This is a genomic window from Nonomuraea sp. NPDC026600 (assembly GCF_040638335.1).
Taxonomy (GTDB): Bacteria; Actinomycetota; Actinomycetes; order Streptosporangiales; family Streptosporangiaceae; genus Nonomuraea.
Genome location: NZ_JBEZYD010000046.1, coordinates 45845 through 59124, shown reverse-complemented (window position 1 = coordinate 59124; position 13280 = coordinate 45845). Strand labels below are relative to the sequence as shown.

Below are 13280 nucleotides of genomic sequence, written 5' to 3'. Positions count from 1 at the left end.
ATCGTTTCCGAGCGGTGACTGTGGCTGGCTCGGTTATCTCTTTGGCCTGATCAACCGCGCGCGGATGATGCGGGTCGACCGACCTCGACCTGGAGCGGGCCCAAAAGCCTTTGCGCCGATCCCCGCCTTCCGTCATGATCAAGCATGGCGATGACGCAAGAACTGCTCGCTTGTGTACGGGGCCGGACGCCGGGCCGCGCCGCCCGCGCCGCTGGAGTCCGGGCGCTACCGGTTGTGCTCGCCGTCCTCGCCGTCCTCGTGATGGCCGGCGGTGGCCAGGCCGCGTCCCATGCGGCCGTGGCCGGGGTGCCCGCCGAGGCGCGCGGTTCGTCCTCCGGCCCTCCCGTGGTTCTGCCGAGGATCGACTGCGCGGCCCTCGCCGGGCAGGACCTGTCGGGGACGCCCGGCGCTCCGGCGGTCATCGGGTCCGCGACCGCGACGATCTCGCCGGTCGGCTGGGCGGCCTGCGAAGTCAAGGGAACCGCGGCGCCGCAGATCCAGTTCGACGTGCTCCTCCCCACCACGACGTGGCGGCAGCGGTATCTGCAGACCGGGTGCGGGGCGTTCTGCGGGAGCGTCGACATCTACGCCGACGCGACGGACGGGTGCGTGCCGCTGACCCGCGGCGACTTCGTCATAGCCACCGGCAACGGGGGGCACGTCGGCGTCTCCGGCTTCGACGGCACGTTCGGTGCCGATCCGCAACTCCGGGTCGACTTCGGCTACCGGTCCGACCACGTCGTCGCGCTTGTCGCCAAGCGGCTCATCGCGCTCTACTACGGACAAGGACCGCGCTACTCCTACTTCGACGGCTGCTCGCAGGGCGGCCACGAGGGGATGACCGAGGCGCAGCGCTACCCGCGTGACTTCGACGGCATCGTCGCCGGCGCCCCGGCGTCGTTGCTCACCTCGCTCATCGTGTGGTCCGCGGGCTGGCACGCCACGGCCAACACCGACGCGCAGGGCCGGCCCATCCTGACCGCTGCCAAGCTTCCCGCGCTGCACGCCGCCGTCATGCGCGAGTGCGACGCACGAGACGGCCTGGCCGACGGCCAGATCGACGACCCGCGTGCCTGCGCGTTCGATCCGCGGAGCCTGCGCTGCGCGACAGGAACCGACAGCGCGGACTGCCTCACCGACGCGCAGAGCGATGCCGTACGCAAGCTGTACGACGGGCCACGCGACGAGCGGGGCCGGCGGATGTACCCGGGGGGCGAGCCCGTGGGCTCGGAAGCGAACTGGGCCCGCTGGGTCACCCCGACCGCCACCGGCGCCCCGGCCGTGGCCGAGGGCAACGCGACGAACGCGCTGAAGTACCTCGCCTACCCGTCCGCCCGGCCGTCGGCGACACTGCACGACCTGCACTACGACTCGGCGACGTTCCGCGAAATCTACCGGCAGGCCGGCATCTACGACGCGAGCAACCCCGACCTGACGCCCTTCCGCGCTGCGGGCGGGAAGCTCCTCCTCTGGCACGGCTGGGCAGACCAGGCAATCTCGCCGTACGGGACGATCGCCTACTACCACGCCCTCACCGAGCGCATGGGCGGGACGGACGCCACGCAGCAGTTCGCCCGCCTGTTCATGCTGCCCGGCGTCGCCCACTGCGGTGACGGTCAGGGACCGGACGCGATCGACGCGCTCACCCCCACCGTCGCCTGGGTCGAGAACGGCGTCGCACCCGATCGGCTCATCGCCACGAAGCGCCAGGACGACACCGTCGTACGGACCCGGCCGGTCTACCCCTATCCGACCGTCGCACGCTACGACGGGAGCGGCAGCATTGACGACGCGGCGAACTTCGCACCGACACCGCCGCCCACGCGCTACGAGGACGACATCCCCTGGCTCGGGTCGTTCCGCTCCGGCTACGAGCAGACCTGCGGCTGGCACGACGGCCGCTGGTCCTGCACCCTGGCGCAACGGCCGAGCTAGCTGGGCGGCTTGGCGTCCTACTCCAGAACTGCGGCCAGGGCCACTTGGTCCCATCACCGCCCCGCTCGCGTTCCATCGTGCCGCACTACAGCAAAGCAGCGCCCTCACGACCGAGGGCGCCAGACTGGCGGCGGTTGCGCAGGTCGAGCTCGTCGACGTCGAGGGCCAGGACCTCTTCGTCCCGGGCGGCGCTCTCCCAGGAACGCCTCGACGGTTCGTCCAGTCGCCAACCGTCTCACTAACGACCGGCAATGGTCGCGGTGGGGATGACCTCTTCGAGCGGTCGGCCAGCAGATGGCGGAAGCGGCGGGTGGAGGCGAGGGGTACGGCCCCAGGAGCACGGAGATGACGGTCGTCGAGAAGGCGCTGTTGGCCGAGTCGCACATGTACCAACCGGTGTGTTCCCGGCGCCCTCGCGACCAACTATCGGACGTCACCTCGGGGCGCTGTCGACCGTCATCGGATGCACCTCTTTGCCAAGACTCGCCGCAGGATATTGATCCCGGCGCCCCAGGGTCAATCAACCGTGATGACGAGCTTTCCGAGCGCGTTGCCCGCCGCCAGGTCACCCACCGCGGTGGAGGCCTCCGCCAGGGAGTACGTGCGCCCGACGGCCGGTCGAACGGCCCCGGCCTCGATGAGGTCGCGCAGCGCGTCCAGGTCGGCGGTGCGGGTCAGCGCGATCAGCGAGTCCAGGCGCTGGCGCGTGAACGGGGTGATCAGCCGGGCGACCAGCAGCCGGCTGAGCCCGCCGAACCACCGACCGCCGCCCTCACCGCCGACGATGACGAGCCGGCCGCGCTTGGTGAGCAGCCCGCGCAGCAGGGCCAGCGGCCGGATGCCCGCGATGTCGATGATCAGATCGTACTTCCCGGTGAGTGGCTCGCGCGTGTAGTCGATGACGGCCTGGGCGCCCAGCGACCGGACGAGGTCGGCCTTGGCTTTGCTGCACACGGCGGTGACGTGGGCGCCGCCGGCGACCGCGAGTTGCGTCGCAAAGCTGCCCACGCCGCCGCCGGCACCGATGACCAGCACCTTCTCGCCAGCGATGACCTGGCCGACGGCCCGTAACGCGGTCACCCCTGACACGGGTACGGCCGCCGCTTCGGTGAAGCTCAGGTTGGCGGGCTTGCGGGCGAGCTTGCCCGGGCGGGCGAGCGCGAACTGCGCGTACGCGCCGGTCGCCGCGCCGTACACCTCGTCGCCGGGGCGAAACGCGGTCACGTTGGCGCCGACGGACTCCACGACGCCGGCCGCGTCCATGCCCGGCACGCGGTTGCGGGGCCGACGCAGGCCGAAGCCGAGGCGGCCGATGAGCGGCAGCCCGGTCATGATGTGCCACACGCCGTAGTCGATGCCGGCCGCGTGCACCCGGATCAGCACATCGTCGGCGCCGGGCGTCGGGATCGGAACCTCACCGAGGCTCAGCACGTGCGGCGGGCCGTACTCGTCCTGGACGATCGCCCTCATGAGGGGTCTCCTTCGGTGTCGGGGTACTGGAAGACGTCGTTGAGTCCGGATCGGAACACCCGGGCGATGCGGAATGCCATCTCCAGCGAGGGGGAGTAGCGACCCTGTTCGATCGCGATGATGGTCTGGCGAGTGACGCCGACCCGGTCGGCCAGCTCGGCCTGGGTCATCTCGTCGTGCGCGAACCGCAGGGCCCGGATCGTGTTGGTGACCTGCGTCGGCTTCACCACGTCTGGAAGCCGCCCTTGCGGTACGCCATGATCTTGGCAAACGAGCTGAGCACCGAGGACAGCACGAACGCCAGGTAGACGGCGTTGGCGATCCAGAAGTGGCGCAGCTCGGCGATGGCCATGACCAGTGCGGCGAGCGCGCCGATGATGACGATCGACTGCCCGATGCGCTCACTGACCTGGTTGATCTCACGGTCGCGCTCATCAGTGCGGTCGCTGCCGTGGCCGCCCGCGATGGCCATCGCGATGTTGGCCACGATCGCGGCGACGATGGCGCCACCGATGGTCCACAGCAGAGTTCCCGCGTAGGCGACGTCGGTGAGCGGGCCGTCGCCGGCCCGGCCCAGGACGGTCGCCACGTAGATCGTGTACGCGCCGACGGAGACCAAGATCATTAACCAGGCGCGCTTTTCCTCGAAGGCCATGCCCGCTCCTCACGTAAAACAAAGCTGACATCAACCAATGTAAAGCGCCTCGGACACCATGTCAAAGTTTATTTACACGCATGGTCGGCGACGCCATGGCGCCCGGCGCGGTGTTGCTACAAAACGTCCACACTCGGCTGGACGGCGCAGGTCGCACCGGCCCGCCCTCATCGGAAGAGCCCGCAGAATCTGGGCTACTCCGGCTCGCGCCGCTGGGCGGCACCCTCGCCGCCGCCCGGTGGAAGACGCTTGGCCACGTCAGGCCGCACCTCGCCGTAGGGCTGGATGTGCTGCCAGAACAGCGGGGTCAGTCCGTGGCGGTCGGTGGGCTGCTACAAGAACGAGCCGGTGTACCGGCGGTCTTTCACACGATCGTAGATCTCACGTAACCATGGCTGACTAACCAGCGGCAGCCGCTCCAACGTCCTGAGGAACACCTCCCAATCAGGCCGGAAAGGACTGTTCGGCAGCAGCGGCGGCGAATCATCGCGGCGCACATCTGCGGGCATCCGGGCTGCCGCGTGCGCGAGCTGCCGATCGTCGTTGAAGGCCATGTAGGTCCATACGTCGGCGGCCAGCGGGACTACCGCTTCTCCGCTGCACGGCCATACTTCGCCGGTCTGCGGATGTCGCGGCACCATGGCGATGTCGGTGATCTCGGCGGCCAGGCCGGGCCCGGTCAAGACAAGGCGCCGCTCGGGCGGTCCTGGAGGGAGCAAGGTATCGAGCGCCCAGCGAAGCGCCTCGGCGGCAAGCCCCTCAGGGACGATCACGCGCTTGCCGCCCGACACCGCCAGCAAGTGAGCCAGCGCCACCGCGATCGCGGCCATCCACTCCAGGCTCCACCATCCTGGCTGTTCAATGAGCGGTATGCCCGGATGGACCTCCCGCAGCGCCTCCCAGCCGACCACCCGACAAGCGGGGCCATCGACGGCGACCGGACGCACGGCGCCCGGGTCAAGCCACACCACCTGCCAGAACCCGCAGTCGTCAACGCGGGTCGCCACCGGACACTCGCACGCGGCGCACGCCAGGTTGGGGCCGTACCGGCCGTCCCAGCCACAGCAGCAGCCGCCGTACCGCTCCGGAATGAACATGGTCCTGCGGACATCGCCCGGCGCGACCCCGATCCTTCCCGGGGCCCCCGACAGGGTGTACATCTGCCGGAACACGCCAGGGCCTTCCGCCTCAACCTCCCAAGGCTGCCACGGATGTCCGTCTCCTGGGTCCACCGCGTAGGTCCCGGGCTCCAGAAGCGCAGGCAGCAGGTCATGTCCGTACTTCTGGCCAGCATGGTCGGGAAGCGCGACCTGCGATACCCGGGCAGTCAATACAGCGCCGCACCCCGTACAGGCGAAAACGACCAAGCACCCTCCCCTGCCTCAACGATGCGATCATGCTGGCGCAAATCCTGGCTTTCGTGAACCGATCACCACCGAAACGCCGTCTCAAGCGAGATCTTGCTACCACTTTTGGTGTCGGCAAGGCGCTCGGCCAGTACGGAAGGACGGGGGCCAACAGCACCGTGACGACCGCTGAGCTGGCCGCACGGCGAGTGAGAGGCGTCGAGCGCCACAACAGAGGTCGGGTTGCCCGGGAAGCCGGCGTCGGTGTCTGCGACGAACTTCTCCCGCAGAGCCGGCCGGATCGCCATGTCGCGGGCGCAGGTCACGTACGTACGGGGCGCTGCGCCCCTGCCGCCAGCATCCTGGCCCCGAGGGCGATGCGGCCAGCGCGTCCGGACGCGGCAGCGCGATGGCGGCGTCGGCGACGGCGGGATCGGCGTCCCGCCCGGGGAGCCGCGAAGCCGGGCTGACCTTTCGCGAGCGCTGGGCGCATGTGCCCGCCCCTCGCGGTGGGCGACTCCAGACGGCCGCGAGCGACCAGAAGTGGTTGTCGTTGTTGCCCGCGGACGGACGCCGAGGGCCAGGTGCTGTTCCGGACAAGCGCGCGGTGTTTCCTCGATGTCCAAGTGGATGCGCTCTGACCTGCGGTTTCATTTGTCCAACGGGGCGAGCGCCACTTTGGACGACCTCTGGACAAAGGTCCCTTGGCCGAGCGTAAAGCCGCGTGCCAGCATGACGACCGGGGCACGCGCAATCTCCTCAAAAGCAGCGCTCACGTCGTCACGGCCGCCTCCAAGGGGGCGTGGGCGGTCGGGGCGCCGTGGTGGACCTGGACGGTGGCGGCGACGATCGACAGGCCGAGTCCTAGGCCGTCGCCGGTGGCCCTGCGCCGGCCGGACGACCCAGATGAGATGTATCCACCATGCATATGCCGCATCCCGGCGAAACTCACTACTCCGGAAGGAACCCGATGCGAGTCCTTGCTCTCCTGGTTGCGGGCACCACTTTCTTCGCCGCCCCACTGACCGCGCAGGCCGCCACCGGCTCGGCCGCAGGCCTGACCCCGGTCGCGAGTTCGAGTGCCCAGCGTGCGGCCGCCGCCTGGCCCTCCTGTGTGAAAGCCACCCGCACCAAGCTGAACAACAGCGGTTGGTCCGATCCCAAGTGGCAGGTCCGGGTGGCCAACAACTGCGCCAGCAGGACCAAGTACTCGATTGTGCGCGACCGGCAGTCCGACTTCGACTATGTGGCGGTCGCCCCCGGTAAGACCAGCTCTCGTAACATTGGCAAGTACTCCTTCGGGCACAGTGCCTCCGAGCCTGACGGCGTGAAGATCTACTACCGGGGCACCCGCTACACGAAGCGCTTCTGAGGCAAGGGCGGGCGGCAGTGGACTGGACTTCCCTGCCGCCGCCCCCATTTCTGTTGGCTCTGTCGTAGCTTCGGTGGTGACGGTACGTCTCACTGCATCACATTGAGTCACGAACGGTGCAGGCGAGCTCGTAAGCGTGGTGTTCTCCGGGCTATCACCGCTGATCATGGATGACGCGACGCGCTGGGCGTGATCTTCATCGTGCTGGGTCTGAGCTAGGCCGATCAGCTGGCCAGCGATCGTTCACATGCTTGAGCCCGCGTTGGTCGTGCACGTCGCCGCTGTCGGTCCATTGCTTGCCGCTTGCTTGGCGCATCTCGCCGAACCGCCTGGCGGCTGGGCGAGTACGAGCGGGCCATCGTGTACTACCGGCACGCCCTGACCCTCTACCGGGAGGTTGGCGACCGGTACAACGAGGTCGGCACTCTACGCCACCTTGGCGGCAGCCACCGCGCGGCCGGTGACCGGGACGCGGCCAGGGCCGCCTGGCAACGAGTCCTGGACCTGTCGGGTGCAGTTCGCCGCCCCGACCTTGCTCGGCGGGCATCACACAGATGCTGTCCAGCATCCATCTGCTGGCCGACGTTGGACCGCATCGAGGATCGACCGCCTGAGACAGAAGTTACTAATGGGAACAAAGTGGGGTATCGGACATGGCACCATTTCTGGAGTGAATGCGGTCAAGCAGGCGCCTCGGGGCGGGGATCGGCTGATTCGTGCGTCGATGACGGCCGTGGTGCTGGCGGTCGCAGCGGTGGCTGCGTGGGTGTCGTACTGGCATGCGGTGGCGGTGATCGAGAGGTATGGCGCCGAGGACGAGTTGTCGGCGCATCTGGTCCCGGCGACGGTGGACGGCATGATCTACGCCTCCTCGATGGTGCTGCTGTGGTGTGCTCGCTACCGCCTGGCTGTGCCGGCACTGGCCCGCTGGGCGCTGGCGCTGGGAGTCGCCGCGACGCTGGCAGCGAATATCTTGCACGGGGTCGAGCGGGGACCCGTGGCCGCGGCGCTGGCCGCGTGGCCGGCGATCGCCTTGGTGATCTCCTATGAGTTGATCATGTGGGTGGTCCGCTCGGGTCGCGAGCTCGCCGATCGCGCGCACGACTCAGGGCAGTCGGAGCGAGCGCTCGCCGAGCCCGCAGACCCGAGCGTCGCCTCACACCAAGCGCCGCGGGAGCCGCAGCCGGGACCGGCGGTGCACGCCACGCCGCAGGTCGACCAAGGCGAGCTGACGCGGGAAACCGGCGAGCGCCCGTCAGCGTCCGCCGAGCCCGGACCGGAGACCACACAGGCCGGCCAAGACGCGCCGACGGGCGAGACCCGGGAGGACGGCGACCGGCGAGCCCAGGTGGCGGCCCTGCTTGCTCAGGATCCGAAAATGACCGGGACCGCGCTCGCCCGTGCGCTCGGGGTGCACGAGTCCACCGGGCGCAAATACCGCCGCGAAGCCCTCAACGGCCATGACCGTTCTGCATAGCGCCAGAACCGGGGCTCAGCGTGGGCGGGGCCTCGATCGTCATCGGCGAGCCAGATGCTCCCCTTCTCCGCGTTGATCCTGCCGAACGGCGACGACTGTGAAGGGCCACGGGTGAGATAGATCATCGTCGCCCGCCGGACCCACTCGCCGTTTCTCCAGGCGGTACCCTCGGCCGGGCGCAGCTCGCGGGCGTCCAGCAGGGCAGCGGCTGGCCTCACTGTTCCCATGACGGGGTGGGGGCCGCTTCTCAGACACCTCCCATCAAGCGCCGTTGGGCCGTAGGTCGGAGGCTCGAGGCCCGAAGCCGGCTCGCGGCGAGCCGTAAGGCGACGCTGCTGCCGATCCGTTGCGTGGACTCGGGTTTGCTGATCGGCGACGTCGAGGTCTCCCGGGCCCTCTGGTGCGCCTGTAGGGAGCAGGGCCAGGTGATCTAGATGAGCCGAGGAGTGTGAGCAAGCGGGTCAGTCTGGCCTGGGGCAGGGCGTGCCCGTACAGCACCAGCCGGCTGCCGGCCCTGTGCGGATGCTTTGGCGTGCCGGCGCATTCGGTACGTGGACCGCGGTCAGGGTCGCCGTGTGGGCGACAGCGTTCGCCAGGACAGCAGGGCGGCGATGGCCGAGGCCGCGCCGGCCAGTGTGACGACCAGCCCGGGGGCTGCGACTTCGCCCAGCGCGCCGCCGGCTGCGGCGGCCAGGCCCTGCAGCGTCATCGTTCCGGTCAGCAGCAGGCCGAACGCCTGACCGCGCTGCGTCTCGGGCACCGCGTCGAGAAACCTGCGGGCCAGTGCGAGCTGGTAGGCGACGCCGAAACCGGACACCGTCATCAGGATGGCGGCGTATCCCGGTGCGGGGTGCAGCGCGAACCCCAGCAGCGGCAATCCGAGCGCGAGCGCGAGGGGGCCGGCCAGCCGCTCCCGGCCCGCAGGGCGCACCAGGCGGCCGACGATCAGGTTGCCGGCGAACATCCCGGCGGCGACCGCTGCGAACAGCAGACCGGCCGCGTCAGGCGCGCCGGCCTGCGCGGCGTACGGGACCAGCACGCCCTCTGCGCCGACCATCAGCGCCGGTGCCAGCCATTGCGCCAGCAGCAGCGCCCGGACCGCGGGCCGGCGCAGCAGCGCCCGGTTCACCTGCCAGGTCTCGCTGATGCCGGCCGAACCGCCGGTGCGGCGGCGTGGGTGGTCGGCCAGGCGCAGTTGCAGCAGGACTGCCGAGGCCAGGCAGGTCGCGGCGGTGATCCAGAGCGCGCCTGGCGCGCCGACAGCGGCGATCAGCATGCCGCCGGCGGCGAAGCCGAGCACCTGCGTGCCGCCGGCCGCCATGGAGAACACGGCACGGCCGAGCACGTAGCGGTCACCGTCCAGCAGGTCGGGCAGAAGGGCGGTGCGCGAAGCTGAGGCGACGGCGCTGGGTAAACCCGTGACGAACACGAGCGCCAGCATGGCCGGTACCGGCAGTAGACCGGCGGCGAGCACGGCGCCGACCGCGGCGCGCAGCACCTCGTAGCCGATCATCACGGTGCGCGGGGGCCAGCGGTCGGCGAAGGCCAGCAGTAGCGTGCCGCCCAGGGCATAGGGCAGGAAGCCTGCCGCATACGCCAGCGCCGACATCAGCGGCGACCCGGTTGCCGCGTAGACGGTCACGGACAGTGCGAGCATCCGCACCGTCTCGCCGATCAGGAAGAGCGTGTAGCTGCCGAACAGCACGCGGAACTGGCCCACAGCGAACACCTCGCGGTAGGTGGCCGGGCGTGACGCGACGGGCGTGGTGGTCATGGCCGACAGCATCACGGCAGCCCGGCCACGGTGACTATGCTTTCGTGTGGAGGCGAAACATGCTGGCCATCGAGGTGGGACCCGTCGACGTGGCGCGTACCCGCTACGCGATCTCGCCGCTGGGCGAGGCGATGCAGGCGCTGCGCGTCGCAGCCGGCGTGCAGGCCGCCGGCCCGCTCCGGCCGTGGGCCGAGCGCATCGCGCCCCGGTACGAGCAGCTGCGCCGGCAGGTGCCCGCGGTCGGGGCGCTGACGGCGCTGTTCCGCCGCGGCGGCTACAACGCCGACTTCATCCATCCGCCGCCGTCGGGCTCCGGTGGCGACTTCGCCGCCGAGCTGGCCGTCGTGCGCGCCACGCCGCTGCGCCGCGCACGCCTGGAACTGGCCCGCAACCTGGCGGGACTGCGGACGCCGCCACGCCACGTGCAGCGCATCCTCGACGCGTCGGACGTGGTCACCCGGCTCGCCGATGCGCTCGAGGCGAGCTGGCAGGCGCTGGTCGAGCCGGACTGGCCGCGGCTGCGGGCGGTGCTGGAGCGTGACCTGGTCCGCCGCGCCGGGTACCTGGCGATGTCCGGCTGGGCGGCAGCGCTGTCCGATCTCGACCCGCGGGTGAGATGGCGCTCCGAGGGGCAGGCCGGGACCATCGAGGTGCGTACGGGCTCGCGTACCGAGTGGGACCGGCACCGGCTGGCCGGCAAGGGCCTGCTGCTGATGCCGACGGTGTTCGGCACTCTGATCAGCTACGTCGAGCCGCCATGGCCCTACGCTCTGGTCTATCCCGCCCGGGGCATCGCGGACCTGCTCGGCCCTGTGGCGCGTGCACCGGGCGGTGAGGCCCTGAGCCGGCTGGTCGGCCCGCGCCGCGCGGACGTGCTGCGCGCGCTGGACGTGCCTGCAACGACGACGCAGCTGGTCGCCCAGCTCGGCCTGAGCCTGGGCTCCGTCGGCAGCCATCTGGCGGTGCTGCGCGATGCCGGCCTGGTCACCCGCACCCGCGCCGGCCGGGTCGTCCGCTACGAGCACACGCCGCTGGGCGCGGCCCTGGCGGACAGCTGAGCGCCACCGGGCGGTCCACCGGGTGGCCCACCTGGCCGCCCGAGGCTGACACCTCGGTGGCGGCAGGGCGCCACAGAGGCACGTCCAACCCCACGCGCTCGAATACCTTCGCGCCGGGCCGGGCCCGCTCGGCATGCTGGGGTCTACTCGCCTGATGTACCGGACAGTGCGAGGGGGGTTGCGCAAAGTGCTGCTAATCGATTAGAAACGTCTCATCTAATCGATTGGATGCATCATGGTGTTGACCTTCGAGCCGGCTGTCGTCGTCGTCGGATCCGTGAACCTCGACACCACGATCCGCGTCGCGATGCTGCCCCTCCCGGGCGAGACCGTCCTCGCCGCGACGCATCACCATCAGCTCGGGGGCAAGGGAGCCAACCAGGCCGTCGCCGCGGCGGAGGCCGGAGCATCGGTTGCCATCGTCTGCGCGCTGGGCGATGACCGTGCCGCCGGACAGGCCCTCGACTGGCTGCGGGCGCGGGCCGTCGAGGTCCGGCCGGTGCGTGACCGGACCCGCCCCACCGGCCGGGCCTGGGTCATGGTCGGCGCCGACGGCGAGAACGCCATCGTCGTCGACCCCGGCGCCAACGCGGCACTCACGGCTGACCTGGCCATCGCCGCCGTCCTCGACGAGATGCGCGGCGGGGCGAGGGCGGCACCCACGCTCGTCGTTCAGGGGGAAGTGGCTCCCGCGGTCGTCGACGCCGTCGCCGCGTTCGCACGGGAGCACGGCCTGCGGCTCGTCCTGAACCTGGCGCCGGTCATCGAGGTCGGCGAGGCGACGCTTCGTACGGCCGCGCCGCTGATCGTCAACGAGGGCGAGGCGACCGCCCTCGCACGCCGCCACCTCGGTGCGGACTCGCGACCCGCGGACCTCGCGCGGCGCTGGGGCATCGACGTCATCATCACTCTCGGCGCCGAGGGCGCCGCGATCATCCCGCCCGACGGCGAGATCCGCCGGGTGTCAGCACCCCCGGTCGACGTCGTCGCGGACACGTCGGGAGCGGGCGACGCGTTCGTGGGAGCGGTCGCCGCGGCCTTGAGCCAGGGCCTCTCTCTGGACGAAGCCGCGGAGAACGGCGTCGCCGCCGGCGCTCGCGCCGTGCGCCGATGGGGCGCATCAGGCATCGGAGACGAACAAGGAAGCAATCGATGAACACGAACAAAGTGCGGGCCGGCCTGCTGGTCCTTCTCATGGCAGCGGCGAGCGCGACACTGGCCGGATGCGGCGCACCGCCCGAGAGCGGCGGTGCCGGCGGGGCGAAGCCGTCGCTCTGCATGGTCACGGACACGAACGGGATCGACGACGGCTCGTTCAACGAACTGACCTACGCCGGGCTCACCCGGGCAGGCGGGACCAAGCCGACCGTGACGATCTCGCGCACCTCCGACGACTACGTCCCGAATGTCGAGAGCCTGGTCAGCGGCGACTGCAGCCTCATCGTCGGTGTCGGGTTCAACCTGGTCGACGCCATCAAGTCCGCCGCCAAGGCGAACCCGGAGATCCGGTTCGTGATCGTCGACGACGGTTCGATCGACCTGCCGAACGTGACGACGATAACCTTCGACATCGTTCCGGCGGCGTTCCTGGCGGGCTACGCCGCAGCGAGCCACTCGACCACCGGCGTGGTCGGCACGTACGGCGGCACGCAGATCCCGCCCGTCACCGCGTTCATGGACGGCTTCGCCCGGGGCGTCGACTATTTCAACAAGGACAAGGGCGCCGACGTGTCGGTGGTCGGCTGGAACGTCGCCAAGAAGACGGGGACGTTCGTGGGCGGCTACGCGGCGGGCGTCGAGGCCAAGACGGTCGCCCAGAGCCTGCTGGACCAGGACGCCGACGTCCTGATGCCGGTCGGCGGCCCGATCTACCAGTCCGCGGCGGAGGCGATCCGCGACCGCGGGACGTCCGCCGCGCTCATCGGCGTCGACACCGACGGGTACGAGTCGGATCGCAAGTACCAGAACCTGTTCCTCACATCAGTGCTGAAGCGGGTCGACGTGGCGGTCGCCCAGGTGGCCGGCGCGACGGGGAAAGCGGCCGACGCGGGCGGCTACGTCGGCACCCTGGCGAACAACGGCGTCGGCATCGCGCCCTTCCATGACTTCGCGGACCGGACCCGCCCCGCCCTCGGCGCGAAGTTGGACAAGATCCGGGCCGGACTCATCGACGGCTCCATCAAGCCGTGACCC

General features: G+C 70.3%; 12 protein-coding genes and 1 pseudogene. 7 read left to right on the top strand and 6 right to left on the bottom strand.

The genetic code is table 11. The annotated features are described in order from the left end of the window. The first annotated feature begins 144 nt into the window (after positions 1–144). Entirely contained in the window at positions 145–1935 is a 1791-nt protein-coding gene (locus tag AB0F17_RS56845; RefSeq protein WP_358042669.1) for a tannase/feruloyl esterase family alpha/beta hydrolase, read from the top strand. A gap of 516 nt (positions 1936–2451) precedes the next feature. Here AB0F17_RS56845 and AB0F17_RS56840 read toward each other — a convergent pair. The 5 genes from AB0F17_RS56840 to AB0F17_RS56820 form a co-directional block, all read right to left on the bottom strand. Next, a complete protein-coding gene (locus tag AB0F17_RS56840) occupies positions 2452–3405 on the bottom strand; it encodes an NAD(P)-dependent alcohol dehydrogenase (RefSeq protein ID WP_358042666.1) in 954 nt (317 codons plus the stop codon). Then, a complete protein-coding gene (locus AB0F17_RS56835) occupies positions 3402–3605 on the bottom strand; it encodes a helix-turn-helix transcriptional regulator (RefSeq protein ID WP_358042806.1) in 204 nt (67 codons plus the stop codon). The genes AB0F17_RS56840 and AB0F17_RS56835 overlap by 4 nt, the downstream gene beginning before the upstream one ends. A gap of 23 nt (positions 3606–3628) precedes the next feature. After that, positions 3629–4060 (bottom strand): hypothetical protein, encoded by a 432-nt coding sequence (locus AB0F17_RS56830; protein WP_358042663.1) that lies wholly within the window; start codon positions 4058–4060, stop codon positions 3629–3631. Positions 4061–4392: 332 nt separating this feature from the next. After that, on the bottom strand, positions 4393–5427 hold the full coding sequence (locus AB0F17_RS56825; protein ID WP_358042660.1) for a hypothetical protein: 1035 nt from the start codon (positions 5425–5427) through the stop codon (positions 4393–4395). Between the two features lie 751 nt (positions 5428–6178). Then, positions 6179–6334 (bottom strand): hypothetical protein, encoded by a 156-nt coding sequence (locus AB0F17_RS56820; protein ID WP_358042658.1) that lies wholly within the window; start codon positions 6332–6334, stop codon positions 6179–6181. Between the two features lie 42 nt (positions 6335–6376). Between AB0F17_RS56820 and AB0F17_RS56815 the strand changes: the two genes are divergently transcribed. From AB0F17_RS56815 to AB0F17_RS56805, 3 genes and pseudogenes are all read left to right on the top strand, one after another. Further along, positions 6377–6778, top strand: coding sequence for a hypothetical protein (locus AB0F17_RS56815; RefSeq protein WP_358042655.1), 402 nt, complete (start codon positions 6377–6379; stop codon positions 6776–6778). Positions 6779–7081: 303 nt separating this feature from the next. Then, positions 7082–7273, top strand: a pseudogene (locus AB0F17_RS56810) (tetratricopeptide repeat protein); the annotation flags it as partial. 175 nt (positions 7274–7448) lie between these two features. Beyond that, positions 7449–8255 carry a DUF2637 domain-containing protein gene (locus AB0F17_RS56805; RefSeq protein WP_358042652.1) on the top strand — a complete coding sequence of 269 codons (807 nt, stop codon included), beginning with the start codon at positions 7449–7451 and terminating at the stop codon, positions 8253–8255. Between the two features lie 562 nt (positions 8256–8817). On the opposite strand, the gene AB0F17_RS56800 is transcribed toward AB0F17_RS56805, so the two are convergent. Continuing rightward, complete coding sequence (locus tag AB0F17_RS56800; RefSeq protein WP_358042650.1) at positions 8818–10029, bottom strand: MFS transporter; 1212 nt, start codon at positions 10027–10029, stop codon at positions 8818–8820. Positions 10030–10088: 59 nt separating this feature from the next. On the opposite strand from AB0F17_RS56800, the gene AB0F17_RS56795 reads away from it, so the two are divergent. From AB0F17_RS56795 to AB0F17_RS56785, 3 genes are all read left to right on the top strand, one after another. Continuing rightward, positions 10089–11087: a winged helix-turn-helix domain-containing protein gene (locus tag AB0F17_RS56795; protein ID WP_358042647.1), complete on the top strand. Its 999-nt coding sequence runs from the start codon at positions 10089–10091 to the stop codon at positions 11085–11087. A gap of 235 nt (positions 11088–11322) precedes the next feature. Then, complete coding sequence (locus AB0F17_RS56790) at positions 11323–12243, top strand: PfkB family carbohydrate kinase (RefSeq protein WP_358042644.1); 921 nt, start codon at positions 11323–11325, stop codon at positions 12241–12243. Further along, the gene (locus AB0F17_RS56785; RefSeq protein WP_358042641.1) at positions 12240–13277 is read left to right on the top strand and encodes a BMP family ABC transporter substrate-binding protein; all 1038 of its coding nucleotides are present in this window, start codon (positions 12240–12242) and stop codon (positions 13275–13277) included. The genes AB0F17_RS56790 and AB0F17_RS56785 overlap by 4 nt, the downstream gene beginning before the upstream one ends. Positions 13278–13280: the final 3 nt, after the last annotated feature.